This window comes from Dactylosporangium sp. NPDC050588 (genome assembly GCF_040654975.1).
Classification (GTDB): Bacteria; Actinomycetota; Actinomycetes; order Mycobacteriales; family Micromonosporaceae; genus Dactylosporangium; species Dactylosporangium maewongense.
The window spans coordinates 81749-98327 of record NZ_JBFAJA010000001.1 but is presented as its reverse complement, the minus strand read 5'-3'; the positions used below and the strand labels follow the sequence as shown (position 1 = coordinate 98327).

The 16579-nt window shown below is 72.0% G+C and carries 16 protein-coding genes and 1 pseudogene; 7 read left to right on the top strand and 10 right to left on the bottom strand.

What is annotated here, in order from left to right; all coding sequences use genetic code 11:
* Positions 1-414, top strand: coding sequence for a roadblock/LC7 domain-containing protein (locus AB0I21_RS00530; RefSeq protein WP_344501915.1), 414 nt, complete (start codon positions 1-3; stop codon positions 412-414).
* A gap of 153 nt (positions 415-567) precedes the next feature.
* On the opposite strand, the gene AB0I21_RS00525 is transcribed toward AB0I21_RS00530, so the two are convergent.
* Together AB0I21_RS00525 and guaB are read right to left on the bottom strand one after the other, a co-directional pair.
* Positions 568-1686, bottom strand: a complete 1119-nt coding sequence (locus AB0I21_RS00525) for a GuaB3 family IMP dehydrogenase-related protein (RefSeq protein WP_360557949.1) — start codon at positions 1684-1686, stop codon at positions 568-570.
* 38 nt (positions 1687-1724) lie between these two features.
* Complete coding sequence (guaB, locus tag AB0I21_RS00520) at positions 1725-3245, bottom strand: IMP dehydrogenase (RefSeq protein ID WP_360558114.1); 1521 nt, start codon at positions 3243-3245, stop codon at positions 1725-1727.
* A gap of 155 nt (positions 3246-3400) precedes the next feature.
* On the opposite strand from guaB, the gene AB0I21_RS00515 reads away from it, so the two are divergent.
* Positions 3401-3793, top strand: a complete 393-nt coding sequence (locus AB0I21_RS00515) for a DUF5319 domain-containing protein (RefSeq protein WP_327008183.1) — start codon at positions 3401-3403, stop codon at positions 3791-3793.
* Positions 3794-3857: 64 nt separating this feature from the next.
* On the opposite strand, the gene AB0I21_RS00510 is transcribed toward AB0I21_RS00515, so the two are convergent.
* A complete protein-coding gene (locus AB0I21_RS00510) occupies positions 3858-4619 on the bottom strand; it encodes a LuxR C-terminal-related transcriptional regulator (RefSeq protein ID WP_360557947.1) in 762 nt (253 codons plus the stop codon).
* A 180-nt stretch (positions 4620-4799) separates the two neighbouring features.
* Here AB0I21_RS00510 and AB0I21_RS00505 point away from each other — a divergent pair.
* A pseudogene (locus AB0I21_RS00505) lies at positions 4800-5138 on the top strand (WhiB family transcriptional regulator); the annotation flags it as partial.
* A gap of 178 nt (positions 5139-5316) precedes the next feature.
* Here AB0I21_RS00505 and AB0I21_RS00500 read toward each other — a convergent pair.
* The 3 genes from AB0I21_RS00500 to groES all read right to left on the bottom strand — a co-directional run bounded on the left by AB0I21_RS00500 (position 5317) and on the right by groES (position 8978).
* Positions 5317-6783 (bottom strand): molybdopterin-dependent oxidoreductase, encoded by a 1467-nt coding sequence (locus AB0I21_RS00500; protein WP_360558112.1) that lies wholly within the window; start codon positions 6781-6783, stop codon positions 5317-5319.
* Positions 6784-6921: 138 nt separating this feature from the next.
* Positions 6922-8571, bottom strand: coding sequence for a chaperonin GroEL (groL, locus tag AB0I21_RS00495; protein WP_360557945.1), 1650 nt, complete (start codon positions 8569-8571; stop codon positions 6922-6924).
* 92 nt (positions 8572-8663) lie between these two features.
* Entirely contained in the window at positions 8664-8978 is a 315-nt protein-coding gene (gene groES / locus AB0I21_RS00490) for a co-chaperone GroES (protein WP_203845131.1), read from the bottom strand.
* Positions 8979-9209: 231 nt separating this feature from the next.
* Here groES and AB0I21_RS00485 point away from each other — a divergent pair, with 231 nt between their 5' ends.
* Positions 9210-9992, top strand: a complete 783-nt coding sequence (locus AB0I21_RS00485; protein WP_360557943.1) for a hypothetical protein — start codon at positions 9210-9212, stop codon at positions 9990-9992.
* A gap of 4 nt (positions 9993-9996) precedes the next feature.
* Complete coding sequence (locus tag AB0I21_RS00480; RefSeq protein ID WP_360557941.1) at positions 9997-11145, top strand: class I SAM-dependent methyltransferase; 1149 nt, start codon at positions 9997-9999, stop codon at positions 11143-11145.
* Here AB0I21_RS00480 and AB0I21_RS00475 read toward each other — a convergent pair.
* Complete coding sequence (locus AB0I21_RS00475; protein ID WP_344501794.1) at positions 11139-11885, bottom strand: hypothetical protein; 747 nt, start codon at positions 11883-11885, stop codon at positions 11139-11141. The genes AB0I21_RS00480 and AB0I21_RS00475 overlap by 7 nt on opposite strands.
* Before the next feature lie 17 nt (positions 11886-11902).
* Here AB0I21_RS00475 and ybaK point away from each other — a divergent pair, with 17 nt between their 5' ends.
* The gene (ybaK, locus tag AB0I21_RS00470; RefSeq protein ID WP_354890841.1) at positions 11903-12382 is read left to right on the top strand and encodes a Cys-tRNA(Pro) deacylase; all 480 of its coding nucleotides are present in this window, start codon (positions 11903-11905) and stop codon (positions 12380-12382) included.
* Positions 12383-12422: 40 nt separating this feature from the next.
* Positions 12423-12707 (top strand): DUF1707 domain-containing protein, encoded by a 285-nt coding sequence (locus AB0I21_RS00465; RefSeq protein ID WP_360557938.1) that lies wholly within the window; start codon positions 12423-12425, stop codon positions 12705-12707.
* Positions 12708-12711: 4 nt separating this feature from the next.
* Here AB0I21_RS00465 and AB0I21_RS00460 read toward each other — a convergent pair whose 3' ends face one another.
* The 3 genes from AB0I21_RS00460 to AB0I21_RS00450 form a co-directional block, all read right to left on the bottom strand.
* Positions 12712-14457 carry an ABC transporter ATP-binding protein gene (locus tag AB0I21_RS00460; RefSeq protein WP_360557936.1) on the bottom strand — a complete coding sequence of 582 codons (1746 nt, stop codon included), beginning with the start codon at positions 14455-14457 and terminating at the stop codon, positions 12712-12714.
* Positions 14457-16235 (bottom strand): ABC transporter ATP-binding protein, encoded by a 1779-nt coding sequence (locus AB0I21_RS00455; RefSeq protein WP_360557934.1) that lies wholly within the window; start codon positions 16233-16235, stop codon positions 14457-14459. The genes AB0I21_RS00460 and AB0I21_RS00455 overlap by 1 nt, the downstream gene beginning before the upstream one ends.
* A 78-nt stretch (positions 16236-16313) precedes the next feature.
* Positions 16314-16571, bottom strand: a complete 258-nt coding sequence (locus AB0I21_RS00450) for a hypothetical protein (RefSeq protein WP_344501918.1) — start codon at positions 16569-16571, stop codon at positions 16314-16316.
* Between the last annotated feature and the right edge of the window lie 8 nt (positions 16572-16579).

Genomic DNA, 16579 nt, shown 5'->3' with positions numbered 1-16579 from the left:
CTGAGCCAACAAGCACGGGACCTGAGCTGGTTGATCAACGCCTTCACCGAACGGGTGCCGGGCATCGCGCACGCGGTGGTGGTGTCCTCCGACGGCCTGTTGGTCGCCGTGTCGGACCATCTGCCGCGCGACAGCGCGGACCAGCTGGCCGCCGTCACGTCGGGTCTGGTGAGCGTCACCAGCGGCGCCGCCCGCATCTTCGACGGTGACGAGGTCAAGCAGACCGTGGTCGAGATGGGCCAGGGCTTCTTCCTGGTCATGACGATCCGCGACGGCTCGATCCTGGCCGTGCTCGCCGGCCGCGAGGCGGACATCGGCGTCGTCGGCTACGAGATGGCCCGCCTGGCCAAGCAGGCCGGCGAGATGCTCACCCCGGCGCTGCGGGCCGAGCTCCAGCAGGCCCTCCCCCGCTGACCCTCCCCGCTGCCCCTCCCCGCTGACCTTCTCGCGTGATCCGGAAGACCTCGTGCGGCCTCTTCCGGGTCATGGGAGCCGGGCGCTCCCGGGGGGATGCGAAACGGCCCGGACCCCGAGGCGGGGGCCGGGCCGTCAGGCGTCGCGCGCCGGTCAGCGGTCGAGGACCAGGCCGACCTTCTGGAACTCCTTCAGGTCGCGGTAGCCGCACTTGGCCATCGCGCGCCGGAGGCCGCCGAACAGGTTGAGTACGCCGTCGGGGTCCTCGGACGGGCCGTACAGGACCTTCTCGAGGTCGCCGAGGGACTCCTCCGCGGAGCCGAACGAGCCGCGGGGCAGCTTCGGGTGGCTGGCGGCGGAGTGCCACCAGGCGCCGCCGGCCGGGGCGGACCCGCTGCGCGACAGGGGCTCGCCGACCATGACGGCGTCGGCGCCGCAGCCGAGCGCCTTGGCGATGTCCCCGGACGTCTGCAGGTTGCCGTCGGCGATGATGTGGACATACCGGCCGCCGGTCTCGTCGAGGTAGTCGCGGCGGGCGTCGGCGGCGTCGGCGATGGCGGTGGCCATCGGGACGCGGATGCCGAGGACCCGGTCGGTCGTCGACCACTCGTCGGCGCCGATGCCGACGATCACGCCGGCCGCGCCGGTGCGCATGAGGTGCAGCGCGGTCTGGTAGTTGGTGCAGCCGCCGACGATGACCGGCAGGTCCAGGTCGGCGATGAACTCCTTGAGGTTCAGCGGCTCGTCGGTCGTCGACACGTGCTCGGCGGAGACGAGGGTGCCCTGGATGACCAGCAGGTCGACGCCGGCGTCGAGGATGACGGGCGCGAGGGCGAGGGTGTGCTGCGGGGAGACGCGGACGGCGACCGTGACGCCGCCGTCGCGGATCTCCTTGACCCGCTCGCCGATGAGCTCGGGCTTGATGGGCTCCGCGTACACCTCCTGGAGGCGCCTGGTGGCCCGGGAGTCGTCGTCCAGCCCGGACAGCTCCTCCAGGATCTTGCTCGGGTCGCTGTAGCGGGTCCAGAGGCCCTCGACGTTGAGCACGCCGAGCCCGCCGAGGCGGCCGAGCTCGACGGCGGTCGCCGGGCTCATGATGGCGTCGGAGGGGTGCGCCACGCACGGGATCTTGAACGGATACGCGTCGAGCTGCCAGTTGGTCGACACGTCATCGACGTCACGGGTGCGCCGTGTCGGGACGATCGCGATGTCGTCCAGGTGGTAGCCACGCCGGGCGCTCTTGCTCAGCCCGATCTCGACCACGTCACGCATTTGCCGCTCCTGCCATTGTTAAGCCCTGCTAGGGGTGTCTACCGCGAGTGGTAGTTGGGTGCCTCGACGGTCATCTGGATGTCGTGCGGGTGGCTCTCCTTGAGCCCGGCCGCGGTGATCCGGATGAGCTGGCCCCGCTCGTGCATGTCGGGGACGGTGGCGGCGCCGACGAAGCCCATGCCGGAGCGCAGCCCGCCGACGAGCTGGTGGGCGACCGCGGCGAGGGGGCCACGGTAGGGCACCTGGCCCTCGATGCCCTCGGGGACGAGCTTGTCGTCGGACAGGACGTCGTCCTGGAAGTAGCGGTCCTTGGAGTAGGACCGGGCCTGGCCGCGGGACTGCATCGCGCCGAGCGAGCCCATGCCCCGGTAGGACTTGAACTGCTTGCCGTTGATGAAGATCAGGTCGCCGGGGCTCTCCTCGCAGCCGGCGAGGAGGCTGCCGAGCATGACGGTGCTGGCGCCGGCCACGATCGCCTTGGCGATGTCGCCGGAATACTGCATGCCACCGTCGCCGATGACCGGCACGCCGAGCGGCGCGCAGGCCCGGGCGGCCTCCATGATCGCGGTGATCTGCGGCACGCCGACACCCGCGACGACCCGGGTGGTGCAGATGGAGCCGGGACCGACGCCCACCTTGACCGCGTCGGCGCCCGCCTCGGCGAGGGCCTTCGCGCCGGCATACGTGGCGACGTTGCCGCCGACGACGTCGACGGTGGTCTCCTTCTTCAGCCGGGCGACCATCTCGACGACCTGCCGGTTGTGCCCGTGCGCGGTGTCGACCATGACGATGTCGAGCCCGGCCTCGATGAGGGTGCGGGCGCGCTTGTAGGAGTCGTCGCCGACCCCGACGGCGGCGGCGACCCGCAGGCGGCCGGCGTCGTCCTTGGTGGAGTGCGGGAACTTCTCGCTCTTGGAGAAGTCCTTGACCGTGATGAGGCCGCGGAGCTTGCCGGAGCTGTCGACGATCGGCAGCTTCTCGACCTTGTGCTTGCGCAGCAGCGCGCGGGCCTCGTCCTTGCTGACCCCGACCAGCGCCGTGTAGAGCGGGGTGACGGTCATGATGTCGCGGACGGGCGTCGCCGGATCGGACACGAAGCGCATGTCGCGGTTGGTGACGATGCCGACGAGCTGGCCGGCGCCGTCGACGACCGGGACGCCGGAGATCCGGTATCGCCCGCAGAGCTTGTCGACCTCGCCGAGGGTGTCGTCGGGCGAGCAGGTCACCGGGTTGGTGACCATCCCGGCCTCGGACCGCTTCACCAGGTCGACCTGCTGCGCCTGGTCGTCGATCGACAGGTTGCGGTGCAGCGTGCCGATGCCGCCCTGGCGCGCCATGGCGATCGCCATCCTGGCCTCGGTCACCGTGTCCATCGCGCTGGAGACCAGCGGGATGCGCAGGGTGATGTTGCGGGTGACGTGGCTCGACGTGTCGACGGCGCTCGGCACGACGTCCGACTCGCCCGGAAGCAGCAGCACGTCGTCGAAGGTCAGGCCCAAAGGCAGCTCGGAGCTGCCGGAAGGGCGTGACAGCACGTCAGGTCGCGGCGAGAATTCCATGAAGCGCATCCCAGCTCTCGGTCTCCGGCGGGTGCGTCTCATCGTACTTCCGCCCCGACGGCGCACCCCCTCCGCCATAGCCGGACGTGCCCTGGCTTACTACCGCTCCGCACACCGAGCCCCACACATGCCGGTATTAGGGCTACCGTTGAGGCGTGCACGAAGAGCCCATCGACCCGTTCGCCGGTGACCCGGCCGATCCTTCGGCCGAGCTCGACGACAGCGGTGCCGACGACCCGTTGACCGCCGCCGAGCGCCAGGACGTTCTCGAGGACCTTGCCGACCTCGAGATCTACCAGGCGCTGCTCACGGCGATCGGTGTCCGTGGGCTCGTCATCGAGTGTGAGGACTGCCACGAGCCGCATTACTTCGACTGGGACCTGCTGCGGGGAAACCTGAAGCACCTGCTCACGTCGGGCCGGCCGCGGGTGCACGAGCCGGCTTTCGACCCGGACCCGGACCATTACGTCACATGGGAGTACGCGCGGGGTTACGCTGACGGGGTCCACGACGCACTCGCGAGCGCCACGGACGACAACGAAGGCTGAGTCCCTGGGGACCTTCGTTTAGGTTTGCCGCGCGCGGGGTACCGACGCGGCATGGCACGCGACGCTAGCTCACCAACCCGGCACGGAAGGCCGCCGCTACGGCGTGTGCCCGGTCGCGTGCTCCCAGTTTCCGGAACAGCCGGCGAGCGTGCGTCTTGACCGTGTCCTCGGAGACGAAGAGCTCCCGGCCGATCTCGGCGTTGCTCTTGCCGTCCGCCATGCCGCGCAGCACCTGCAGCTCGCGCTCGGTGAGCTCGACGCGCCGCCGCGGCGCTTCGCCGGGCATGTCGCCGCGCTGCTGCGGCACGCCGGCGCCCACGATGCGCGCGTTGGGCACCCCGACCGCCGTCCTCGCCGCACCGGGCAGCCCCCGGCCCGCCGGAAGCATCCCGCCGGGCGTCTGGGCCGGCGTGCCGACCCGCGCGGGCAGGACCGGCTCACCGTTGCTGCCGCGGCCGACCTGGCTCAGCACCAGCAGCACCGCCTTGGCGAGCGTCGTGACCGGGTCCGCCGTGTCGACCCGGATGACCGCCCTGGCGCCGGCCGCGATCGCCGCCGCCGCCGCGCGCGGCTCCTCCGTGCCGAAGAAGACCACCGTCGAGCCCGGCGACACCGCCAGGACGCGGCGGGAGAACTCCGCGCTGTCGGGCCGGGCGAGGGTCGGGTCGGCCAGCACCAGGTCCGCGGGCTGCTCACTCAGACGGGCCAGGGCCTCGACCATCGTGACGGCGGTCCGCACCGCGTGTGCCACTCCGAGCCTGGCCGCGGCTGCGGCGACCGTCTGTGCCGCGACCTGTGTTCGCACACACACCAAAATCGTACGCACCGTCGTGCTCCTCTCTCTCAAAGAGAGAAACACGAAATGGCGAGATCTAGACGTGGTTTCGCCGCGATTGGCCTACGAGAAATTGACCGACGACATCCCGTTACCTGCGGCGGTCTCGCGCGTTGTACAAGGTTTGTGCCACTCGCGAATTCCGGCCCGCAAGCTAGGAAGGAGGGGCGAATGACGAATGTGACTCGACTGCCCGGCCCGATCGCGGACATGTGGGACTGGCAGCGTCTCGGCCTGTGTCGCGGGCGGGACAGCGCGCAGTTCTTCCACCCGGACGGCGAGCGTGGCGCGTCGCGCGGCCGGCGAGAGGCGGCGGCGAAGAACGTGTGCCGGGCGTGCCCGGTCCGGGCGCAGTGCGCCGCGCAGGCCCTGGCGACCCGCGAGCCGTACGGCGTGTGGGGCGGCTTCAGCGAGGGCGAGCGCCTGCGGCTGCTGGCCGTCGGCTGGGAGGACTGCGCCGTGCGGGGCCAGGAGAAGGTCGACGTGTCGCGTCTGGAGGCGAAGCTCGGGCTGCGTCCTTCGCCGCCGCCCATCCAGCTGCGCACGATCCGCACCCACCCGGCGCCCAGCGTGCCGGCCCAGCGGCGCCGCGCCGGCACCGACCGCGCCCGCCCCGCCGCCCGGTAACGGCGGGGATCGAGTCTCCAAGTACGAGCCGCCGGCCGCCGCGCCGGCGGACATGGGCAGGTCAGCGCACCTCGACCTGCACCGAGTGCCATCCGGTGGCGCCGTCGGGGTCCGGCGGCGCCACGGCGTCTGTCTGGGTGTCGCCGCCGTTGTCGGTGGCGCGGACGGTCAGCCGGTGCTTGCCGGGCGTCGCGGTCCACGGCAGCGTCCACTGCCGCCAGGTGTCGATCGACGGCACGGCGGCGAGCTTCGCCTGCTGCCAGGGGCCGTCGTCGACGCGGACCTCGACCTTGGAGATGCCGCGGTGCTGGGCCCAGGCGACCCCGGCGATGACGACCTGGCCGGCCGCGGGCCGGCCGCCGTCGCGGGGCGTGTCGATCCGCGACTGTGTCTTGATCGGCCCTTTCCGGGCCCAGCCGCGATTGATCCAGTACGCGTCGAAGTCGGCGAACGACGTCAGTTCCAGCTCGGCGAGCCATTTCGTGGCCGATACGTAGCCGTACAGGCCGGGCACCACCATCCGAACGGGAAATCCGTGCTCGATCGGGAGCGGTTCGCCGTTCATCGCGATCGCGAGCATCGCGTCCCGCCCGTCGCGCAGCAGCGCGGTCGGGGTGCCGGCGGTCCACCCGTCGACGGACCTGCTGACCACCTGGTCGGCGCCGGCCTTCGGCCGGACCTCGTCGAGGAGGTCGGCGATCCGCACGCCCTGCCACTTCGCGTTGCCGATCAGGCCGCCGCCGACGTCGTTGGAGACGCAGGCGAGCGTCACGTACCGCTCGATCATCGGCCGCTTGAGCAGCTCGTCGAAGGTGAGGGTGAGCGGCTTCTCGACCCGGCCGTGGATGCGCAGCGTCCAGTCCTCCGGCGACACCTGCGGCACGACGAGGGTGGTGTCGATGAGGTAGAAGTCCTTGTTCGGCGTCACGAACGGGGCCAGGTCCGGCAGGTTGGCGTCGGCCTCCGCCGGCAACGGCGTGGCGGCGTCGGGCACGACCGGGACGCGCACGGCCGCGCGGTCGGCCTCGACGTCGCGGCGGGTCGCCCACCAGCGGGCGGTGAAGCCGGCGACGAACGCGGCGGCGAGCGTGCCACCGGCGGCGCGCAGGAAGAAGCGGCGCTGCTCATACGACTCGATCGGCGGCCGGACCAGCAGCCACCGCAGCACCCCCGCGCCGGCGAGCGCCCCGGCGACCGCCGGCACGAACGCGTACCAGGGCGCGTCGTGGCGGGTCATCGCCGCCAGGACGCCGATCACGGCGAACAGGCCGATGCCGGCATACCCGTACATCATCCGGCGCAGTGACAGGATCCCGACGACGGCCGCGAAGACGGCGAGGATCAGCAGCGTCCCGGCCTGCAGCGCGATCTTGTCGTACGTGTAGAAGACCGCGACCGCGAAGTCCTTCACGGGTGCGGGCACCGCGTCGATCACGACCCCGCCGACGGAAACGAGCGGGGAGGTGGTCGCGCCGGTCAGGATCGAGACGACCTCGGCGACGCCGAGCGCCGCCCCTGCGGCGGCCATGCCGGCGAGCGCGCCGTTCCGTTTGCTGAGCACGGCTCCAGTCTGCGCCGCGCACCACCACCCACCAAGGGCGGTAATCGATCCATAAGGAAGAAGGGCCCGGTCACAGGACCGGGCCCTTCTTCCGACGCTCGGAACTCAGAAGCCCGGGCCGTGCGAGTGGCCGTGGCCGTGCCCGTGGCCGTGACCGCCACCGGCGGCGGCGGGCTCGGGGGCGACCGGCTTGTCCACGACCAGGCTCTCGGTCGTGAGCAGCAGGCCGGCGATCGAGGCGGCGTTGGAGACCGCGCTGTGGGTCACCTTCACCGGGTCGACGATGCCGGACTTGACCAGGTCGACGTATTCGCCGGTGGCGGCGTCGAGGCCGTGGCCGAAGTCGAGCGCGGCGACCTTGCCGACGACGACGTAACCGTCGAAGCCCGCGTTCTGCGCGATCCAGCGCAGCGGCTCGACGAGCGCCTTGCGCACGATCGAGACGCCGACCTTCTCGTCGCCGGTCAGGCCGAGGTCGCCGTCGAGGACCGGGAGCACCTGGGCCAGGGCGGCGCCGCCGCCGGGGACGATGCCCTCCTGGACCGCCGCCTTGGTCGCGGAGATCGCGTCCTCGATGCGGTGCTTGCGCTCCTTCATCTCGACCTCGGTGGCGGCGCCGGCCTTGATGACCGCGACCCCACCGGCGAGCTTGGCGACCCGCTCGTTGAGCTTCTCCTTGTCCCAGTCGGAGTCGGAGGCCTCGATCTCCTTGCGGAGCTGCTCGACCCGCGCGGAGACCTCGCTCTGCTCGCCGGCGCCGTCGACGATCGTGGTGAGCTCCTTGCCCACGACGACGCGCCGGGCCTTGCCGAGGACCTCGGTGCCGACCGACTCGAGCTTGTAGCCCAGCTCGGGGGCGACGAGCTCGGCACCGGTGAGGATCGAGATGTCCTGGAGCATCGCCTTGCGCCGGTCGCCGAAGCCGGGCGCCTTGACCGCGACGACCTTGAAGGTCTTGCGGATGGCGTTGACCACCAGGGTCGACAGGGCCTGGCCCTCGACGTCCTCGGCGATGATCAGCAGCGGCTTGTTGTCCTTGACGATCTGCTCCAGCAGCGGCAGCAGCTCCTCGATGGCGGCGATCTTCTGGGTGGTGACGAGGACGTAGGTGTCCTCGAGCACCGCCTCCTGCGACTCCACGTCGGTCACGAAGTGCGGGGAGATGTAGCCCTTGTCGAACTGCATGCCCTCGGTGACCTCGAGCTCGGTCGTGAGGGTCGAGCCCTCCTCGACCGTGATGACGCCGTCGCGGCCGACGCGCTCCATCGCGGAGGCGATCAGGTCGCCGATGGTGGCATCCTGCGCGGAGATGGTGGCGACCTGGGCGATCTCGGTGTGGCTGGCGACCGGGGTCGCCTTGTCCTTGAGCGCCTTGACGACGGCGGCCGTCGCCTGGTCGATGCCGCGCTTGATGCCCGCCGGGTTGGTGCCGGCGGTCACGTTGCGCAGGCCCTCGCGGACCAGCGCCTGGGCCAGCACGGTGGCGGTGGTGGTGCCGTCGCCGGCGACGTCGTTGGTCTTGGTGGCGACCTCTTTGACCAGCTGGGCGCCGAGGTTCTCATAGGGGTTGGCGAGCTCGATCTCTTTCGCGATCGTCACGCCGTCGTTGGTGATCGTCGGGGCACCGAACTTCTTGTCCAGGACGACGTTGCGACCGCGCGGGCCGAGCGTGACCTTGACCGTGTCGGCCAGGTGGTTGACGCCATGCTCCAGCAGGTGCCGCGCATCGTCGGAGAAGCTCAGGATCTTCGCCATGCGTGTGATGTCCCTTCAAAGCGACACCGCCCCGGCCGCAGCGCTCCTGCGCACGGGTCCGGGGCGGTGGCCACTGATCTACTTGGTCTGGGTCACTTCTCGATGACCGCGAGGACGTCACGGGCGGAGAGCACGAGGTACTCCTGGCCGCCCCACTTGACCTCGGTGCCGCCGTACTTCGAGTAGATGACGGTGTCGCCGACCTTGACGTCGATCGGGACCCGGTTGCCCTTGTCGTCGATGCGACCGGGGCCCACAGCCTGGACGGTGCCCTCCTGGGGCTTCTCCTTGGCGGTGTCCGGGATGACGATGCCCGAGGCGGTGGTCGTCTCAGCCTCGTTGGCCTGGACCAGGATGCGGTCCTCGAGCGGCTTGATCGCAACCTTCGTCGCGGTAGTCACGGGCATACCCTCCTGGGGTATCGATTTCTTACGCTATCGAGTGCCCGGTGAAGCCGTCGTCGCGGGTGCCGGCTCCAGCCGGTTGGCTGGCACTCTCATGTCGAGGGTGCTAATCGGAGGTTATGTCGCTGGCTAGCACTCCGTCAAGGAGAGTGCCAAACACGCCACGAATTCACCCGTCGTCGGCTACGCGACGGACAGCGGCCGGACATCGCATACCGATCTACGCTCACCTGTATGAAGAGGCTGCTCGGCACGTTGATCGTCGCGACCCTGGCCATGGGGTCCCTCGCCGCCTGCGGCAAGAAGGACGGCGGCGACGTTGCCGCGGAGGCCAGCAACGGCCCCTCGAACTCGGCCGAGTTCGGCGAGGGCCCCGGCGGCGCCTCGGCGTCGCCCGGCGGTGGCGGCACCGGGGGCACCGGCGGGACCGGCGGCACCCAGGATCCGGTCGCGGACAAGAGCGCCGCCGGACCCACCTATCCGGGTGACGCCAAGGGCTACTGCCAGGCCGCCGTGTCCGCCTGGACCAAGAACGACATGAACCGGATCAAGCAGCTCGCGAGCAGCGGCGCCGTGTCCAACTTCCAGTACATCGAGAAGGGCGCCGACCACAACTGGAAGTACGTGAAGAAGGACGGCTCCGAGTGCGTCCTGCGCAACGACCACGGCGACCAGCTCCAGGTCACGATCGACGAGCACAACCTGGGCAAGCCGCAGGCCATCACCGACGTCGTCATCGAGAAGACCGAGTATCCGTCGGACGCGTCCAGCTACGTGCAGAGCTTCATCAACGCCTGGTACAACGGCAACACCGCCCGGATGGCCAGCTACTCCAGCCAGTCGATCGCCAGCAGCTACGGCGGCAAGAAGGCGCCGCCGAACTGGACCGAGAGCCAGCCCAAGGAGGACAAGGGCGACTACTGGCTCGTGCACGGTTCGTCGAACGCCGGCGACAGCTATACCTTCAAGGTTCGCAAGAGCCTCGGCAAGGCCGGGGGCATCCTAGGGATTTCATAGACGCATGCTCGAACAGGCGATCCAGGCCGCGGCCGCACTCCCTGACGGCGACCCGCTCGCCGCCGCATCGGCGCTGCGGGCGGCCGGCTTCCCACCCGACCTCGCCGCCGCCGCGCTCACCCAGGTGGCGCTGCGGCGCAAGGCGGTCGCGAAGTTCGGCGCCGACGCGGCGGTGATGCACTTCACCCGCGCCGGCCTCGAACAGGCGACCAGGGCTCCCGTCGCGGCCCGGCGAGCGGCCCGGCTCGCCGCCGCGGGCGCCACCCGGGTCGCCGACCTCGGCTGCGGCATCGGTGCCGACACGATCGCCTTCGCCCGCGCCGGGCTGCGCGTGCACGCGGTCGACGCCTCGCCGGAGACGGCCTCGACGGCGTCGGCCAACGTCCACGCGTTGGGGTTGGCGGCCGGTGTACTGGTGGAGGCCCGCGACGCGACCGAGGTGCCCCTCGACGAGGTGGACGCCGTGTTCTGCGACCCCGCCAGGCGCACGTCCGGCGGGCGGCGGGTGTTCGACCCCCGCGCCTACTCGCCGCCGTGGGACTTCGTGGTCGGCCTGGCGGCGCGGGTGCCGATGACGGTGCTGAAGCTCGCGCCCGGCATCGACCACGCGCTGCTGCCGCCCGGCGCGGAAGGAGAATGGGTCTCGGTCGACGGTGACGTGGTCGAGGCCGCCGCCTGGTGCGGCCCCCTCGCGGCCGCTCCCCGCCGCGCGACCCTGTTCCAGGGTGCACAGGTCTGCTCGCTGACCGGTTCCGGCACGACCGCCGCACCCGTCGGACAGGTCGGAAATTTCGTGTATGACCCGGACGGGGCGGTGGTGCGGTCGCATCTCGTCGCCGAGTTCGCCGCCACGGTCGACGGCGCCCTCGCCGACCCGACCATCGCCTACGTCTACACCGCCTCCGCCGTGCCGACCCCGTTCGGGCGCTGCTACGAGGTGCTCGACCAGCTGCCGGTGGCCCTGAAGCGACTCCGGGCGGCGCTGCGCGCCCTCGACGTCGGCTCCCTGACGATCCTGAAACGCGGCTCGGCACTGGACGTGGAGGAGCTGCGCAGGTCGCTGCGCCTGTCCGGCACCCGGCCCGCGGTGATCGCGCTGACCAGGGTCGCCGGCGCCCCCGCCGTGCTCCTGCTGCGGCCCGTCGTTCAGTAGAGCTGCTGCCCCAGGCGCCGCTGGAGGTCGATGAGGACGTCGTCGGCGAGGTCCTCAGGCGGGCGGCGGCCCAGCTGCTCCGTGAGCATCCGCCCCGACTCCCGGCACATGTCCCACGTCACGCGCTCGTGCAGCCACCGCAGCCACTCGACGACGTCGTTGATGAAGAACGCGACGATCTGCTCCGACCCCCGGACCCGCCGCTCCTCCGCCATCACCGTCAGCGCCGCCGCCAGCCGCCGCCGCGGGAAGTCGTGCCCGGCGAGCGCGTCGGCGAACACGTCCGCCCGGTGCCGCGGCGCGGTCGGCGCGACCGTCAGCTTCGGGAACGGCGGATCGCCCGACGTCCACACCTGCGCGCTGCGCGGCACGAACTCCGGCTCCAGCACCACGTCGATCCGCGACGCGTGCCCCGGGTCGTCGACGGCGACGAGCACCCGCGGCTCCACCGAGCTGACCTTCGTCACGAACCGCGACAGCCCCGTCGCCTCCTCCACGCAGAACCGCGCGTCCGGCAGGTCCAGCACCCCGTCGAACACCAGCCGCCCGACCCGCGGCCCCGCCCCCTGCCACAGCCTGACCCTGACCAGCCCGACCTGCGGCCTGGCCGCCACCCGCACGTGCCGGTCCGTCGCCGTGATCGGCCCGTCGCCGTCGAACACGGACATGTCCCGGCCGCTGGTGGCGCCCAGGAAGATGTGCCCGAAGCCCAGGTACATCTGGACGGCACCGATCTGCATCTCGCTATTGTGGGCCAGTGGCGAGCAAGGGCACCCCGGCGACCGCACTGTTGGCGCGGCAGAAGATCGTGTTCACTCCACACACGTATGAGGTCGACCCCCGGGCCGCCTCCTACGGCGAGGCCGCCGCGGCCGCCCTCGGCGTCGCGCCCGACCGCCTCTTCAAGACCCTCGTCACCACCGTCGACGGGCAGCTCACGGTCGGTGTCGTGCCCGTCTCCGCGTCCCTGGACCTGAAGGCCCTGGCCGCCGCCGTCGGCGGCAAACGCGCCGCGATGGCCGAGCCCGCCGCCGCCGAACGCGCCACCGGCTACGTGACCGGCGGCATCTCCCCCGTCGGCCAGCGCTCCCGGCTCCCGATCGTCATCGACGCCTCGGCGTCCGGACTGTCCACGATGTACGTCTCGGGCGGCCGGCGCGGCCTGCAGATCGAGCTCGCCCCCGACGACCTGGTCAAGGTCACCGGCGCCGTCCTCGCCCCCATCGCGACCCACTGACCATGCCCCGCCGGACGAGGCCCGCCCGCACGCGCCGGCCATGCGCGCCTCCGACGAGGACCGCCGGCGGGTGATCGACGCGCTCCAGCACCACACCCAGGCCGGCCGCCTCACCCTGGACGAGTTCACCGACCGCTGCGACACCGTCCTCGCCGCGAAGACCCTCGCCGAGCTGCGCGCCGCCACCCACGACCTGCCGGCGCTGCCACCGGCACCGACGCCGGTGCCCGCGGGCGCGTCGAACGACCGCCACGTGCTGTGGGTGTTCGCGATCGCGCTGGTCGCGGCCGTCCTGCTGGGCCTCGTCTACGCCGCGTTCCACTGACCCGCTACGCCGTGGGCTGGTGGGTGGTGCCGTGCCAGGACCGCCACAGGGCGGCGTAGGCACCGCCGGCGGCCACCAGGTCGTCGTGGGTGCCGAGCTCGGTGATCCGGCCGTCCTCGACGACGGCGACCCGGTCCGCGTCGTGGGCGGAGAACAGCCGGTGCGCGATGGCGATGACGGTCCGCCCGTGCAGCGCGCCCGCCAGTGAACGCTCCAGGTGGCGGGCGGCACGGGGGTCGATGAGGGACGTCGCCTCGTCCAGGACCAGCGTGTGCGGGTCGGCGAGGACGAGCCGGGCCAGGGCGAGCTGCTGCGCCTGGGCCGGGGACAGCGGCGGCTCGCCGAGGACGGTGTCGAGGCCGGCGGGCAGGGCGTCGACCCAGTCGAGGGCGTCGACGGTGGCGAGCGCGTGCCGGAGGTCCGCGGTCGTCGCCGACGGGCGGGCGAGGACGAGGTTGTCGCGGACGGTCCCGAGGAAGACGTGGTGCTCCTGTGTGACGAGGGCGACATGCCGGCGCAGCGACGACAGCGGCAGGTCCGACAGCGGGACGCCGCCGATGGTGACGGTGCCGCCGCCCGGCGGGTAGATGCCGGCGAGGAGCCGGCCGAGGGTGGACTTGCCGGCGCCGGACGGGCCGACGATCGCGAGCCGTTCCCCGGGCCGGACCTCCAGGTCGATGCCGTGCAGGACGTCGCGGCCGTCGACGTACGCGTACCGCACCCCCCGCGCGACGATCCGCTCGTCGGCGGGGACCGCGGCGGCACCGGTGGCGGGGACCGGCACCGACTGGACGCCGACGATCCGGGCGAACGAGGCGAACCCGACCTGCAGGTGGTCGAACCACGACAGGACCCGGTCGAGGGGGTCGATGAGCGCCAGGAAGTACAGGACGGCCGCGGTGACCTGGCCGACCGTCGCCCACCCCTCGGCGACGAACCACCCGCCGGCGACGAGCGTGACCGCGCCCGGCAGCGCGTAGCCGAACTCCGTCAGCGGGAACCAGACGGTGCGCAGCTTCAGCGTGTACATGTTCCGGTCGTACAGGCCGCGCAGGTGCTCCTGGGTGCGCTCGACCCGGCGCCGCCGCAGCCGCAGGACGTCCACGGTCCGGGCGCCCTCGACGGTCTCGGCGAGCCCGTCGGTCAGCTCGGCGAACGCGGCGCTGGCCGCGAGGTATCCGGCCGGCGCCCGCCGGAAGTACCAGCGCGAACCACCCCACAGGATCGGCACGGCGACGAGGGCCGGCAGCAGCAACAGCGGCGACACGAGCGCGACGGCGCCGATCGTCAGGATGACCTGCAGGATGCCGACGACGACCTCCGGCACGGCGAACCGGACCGTGTCCGAGGTCCCCTCGACGTCACGGGACGCCCGGGTGAGCAGGTCGCCGGTGCCGGCACGCTCCACCGTGGACGGTGGGACGGCGAGGACCCGGTCGACGAACTCCTCCCGCAGCGTCGCGAGGACCTGTTCGCCGAGGCGGGCGGAGGCGAGTCTGGCGTAGCGCACCAGCACCGACACGGCGACGACGAAACCGGTGATGGTGAGCGCGATCCGGTCGACGGTCCAGGTGGTGGTGCCGGCGGAGGTCTTCTCGACCAGGTCGCCCAGCAGGCGCGGGGTGACGAGACCGGCGACGGCGGCGCTGACGTGCAGGGTGACGACCAGCGCCAGCATCCGCGGGTGCTCGCGGACGAGCCGCCGCAGGTACGCGCGGACCTCGGCACCGGAGGCGACGGGCAGCAGCATCAGGCTTCCTCCTCCCTGGTGACGGTCGCGCTGTACGCGGGGCAGGTGGCGAGCAGCTCGCGGTGGGTGCCGGTGGCGGCGACCCGGCCGGTGGCGTCGACGAACGCGACCACGTCGGCCCGGTCCAGCAGCAGCGGGCTGGTGGTGCACACGACGGTGGTCCTGCCGGCGCGGGCGGCCGGCAGGCGCCGCGCGATGAGGGCCTCGGTGTGGGTGTCGACGGCGCTGGTGGGTTCGACGAGCACCAGGACCGGCGGGTCGAGGGCGAGCACGCGGGCGAGCCGCAGCCGCTGCTGCTGCCCGCCGGAGAAGTCGCGCCCCCGCTCGGCGATCTCCGTGTCGAGCCCGTCGGGGAGCGCGTCGACGATGTCCTGCGCCGCGGCCGTCTCCAGCGCGCCCAGCACGGCGGTGTCGCTCTTCGTGGTTTGGTCGCTCTTCGTGGTTTGGTCGCTCTTCGTGGTTTGGTCGCTCTTGGTGGTTTGGTCGCTCTTGGTGGTTTGGTGGCCGCCCAGTTCGTCACGGAGCCGCCCGCGGAAGAGCCGGTCGTCGTTGTCGGCGACGACCACGTGCGACCTGACGTCGTCGATCCGCATGGTCCGCAGCGGCACGCCGAGCAGCCTCGCCTCCGACCCGGGGTCGAGCAGGCCGATCCGGTCGGCGATGGCCGCGGCGTGCTCGGGGCGGGCGGCGGCGATGGCGGTGAGCCGGCCGTGGCCCGCGGTGAAGCCCGACCCGGGGTCTTCGAGGTCGCCGTCGTGCGGCGCCTCCGGACGGGCGGGGTCGTGCAGCTCGGGCTCGACGCGCAGCAGCGACACGACGCGGCCGGCGGCGACGTGCCCGCGGGTCACCTTCTCCGCGACCTCGGTGAGCGTCCGCAGCGGGCTGACGAGAAACGCCGCGTACGCGTAGAACGCGACCAGCTCACCCGGCGTGATCCTGCCCGCGACGGCGAACCTGGCGCCGAGCCACGTGACCAGCGCGACGAACAGCCCCGGCAGCAGGATCTGGGCGCCTTCGAGGAGCGTCTCGACCTTCGCGACCCGGATGCCGGCGGCGCGCACCTGCTGCGACTCGGTCCTGTACCGCCCCGACACGACGTCCTCACCGCCGATGCCGCGCAGGATCCGCAGCCCCGACACGATGTCGGCGGCGCGGCCGGTGAGCGCGCCGGCGAGCTCCCGCTGCGCGCGGCGACGCTGGTGCAGCGGCTTGAGCAGCAGCCCCACGACGGCCACGAGCAGCGGCACGCCGATGACGACGACGAGCCCGAGCGGCACCGACACGTCGAGCAGCAGCACGGACACGACGACGATCGCGACGACGGCCCCACCCCCGCGGGCGGTGACGTCCATCGCGTACCCGACGTGGTCGAAGTCCGTGGTGCCGATGCTCACGACCTCGCCGGTGGCGACCTTCTTCGGCAGGGTCGCCCCGAGCCGCGTCGCGTGCCGGGCGGTGACCTGCATGGTCCGGAACCCGGCGGACAGGAAGTTCGTGACGGCGAACCGGTGCCGCATGATGCCGCTGACCGCGGTCACCGTCCCGAGCCCGAGCAGCGCCCCACCCGCCACGCCCAGCGCACCCCGGTCATGGCTGGTCAACGCGTCGACCCCCGCACCGAGCGCCGCCGGCACGAGCGCCTGACTCACCATCCAGACGATCCCGAGCGCGATCCCCGCGATGATCGTCGGCAGCTGGTGCCGCAGCACCCACAGCAGAAACCGCGCGGCGGACCTGCTGTCAGGCTCCCCCGGCTCGTCGATCGGCAACCGTTTCATGGCCCGCCGACGGTAACCCGGAAGACCGGTCGGACGCCTTACATTTTCCGCCCGCCGGACCGCCCCCGCGCCCCGTCCTCAGCGGTCGACCTCGGTGAAGTCCCACGCCTGCGGCCGCCGCGACACGAGATGCGACGGCGGGTCCGCGAACTCCTCAGGCGTGCTCCCCCGCCACTTCGCGATCACCACCAGCCGATGGTCCGTCGACGAGTACACCTCACTGCTGATGTGCAACGGATGCACCTCGACCTTGGGCAGCATCGCCTCACACACCCACGACAGCAGCTCGTCGAACGCCTCCGGGTGCGCCCGGACCTCCCACATGCGCACGATCACGGCGCTGG

Excerpts from the sequence above, each read along its gene's own strand:
- AB0I21_RS00525 (WP_360557949.1), bottom strand. The coding sequence starts at position 1,686 with ATGCGTGACGTGGTCGAGATCGGGCTGAGCAAGAGCGCCCGGCGTGGC.
- guaB (WP_360558114.1), bottom strand. The coding sequence starts at position 3,245 with ATGGAATTCTCGCCGCGACCTGACGTGCTGTCACGCCCTTCCGGCAGC.
- AB0I21_RS00500 (WP_360558112.1), bottom strand. The coding sequence starts at position 6,783 with ATGGCCGCCGCAGGGGCGGCGCTCGGCGTCGCCGAGGTCGTCTCGATC.
- groL (WP_360557945.1), bottom strand. The coding sequence starts at position 8,571 with ATGGCGAAGATCCTGAGCTTCTCCGACGATGCGCGGCACCTGCTGGAG.
- groES (WP_203845131.1), bottom strand. The coding sequence starts at position 8,978 with ATGCCCGTGACTACCGCGACGAAGGTTGCGATCAAGCCGCTCGAGGAC.
- AB0I21_RS00485 (WP_360557943.1), top strand. The coding sequence starts at position 9,210 with ATGAAGAGGCTGCTCGGCACGTTGATCGTCGCGACCCTGGCCATGGGG.
- AB0I21_RS00480 (WP_360557941.1), top strand. The coding sequence starts at position 9,997 with ATGCTCGAACAGGCGATCCAGGCCGCGGCCGCACTCCCTGACGGCGAC.
- AB0I21_RS00475 (WP_344501794.1), bottom strand. The coding sequence starts at position 11,885 with ATGCAGATCGGTGCCGTCCAGATGTACCTGGGCTTCGGGCACATCTTC.
- AB0I21_RS00465 (WP_360557938.1), top strand. The coding sequence starts at position 12,423 with ATGCGCGCCTCCGACGAGGACCGCCGGCGGGTGATCGACGCGCTCCAG.
- AB0I21_RS00460 (WP_360557936.1), bottom strand. The coding sequence starts at position 14,457 with ATGCTGCTGCCCGTCGCCTCCGGTGCCGAGGTCCGCGCGTACCTGCGG.
- AB0I21_RS00455 (WP_360557934.1), bottom strand. The coding sequence starts at position 16,235 with ATGAAACGGTTGCCGATCGACGAGCCGGGGGAGCCTGACAGCAGGTCC.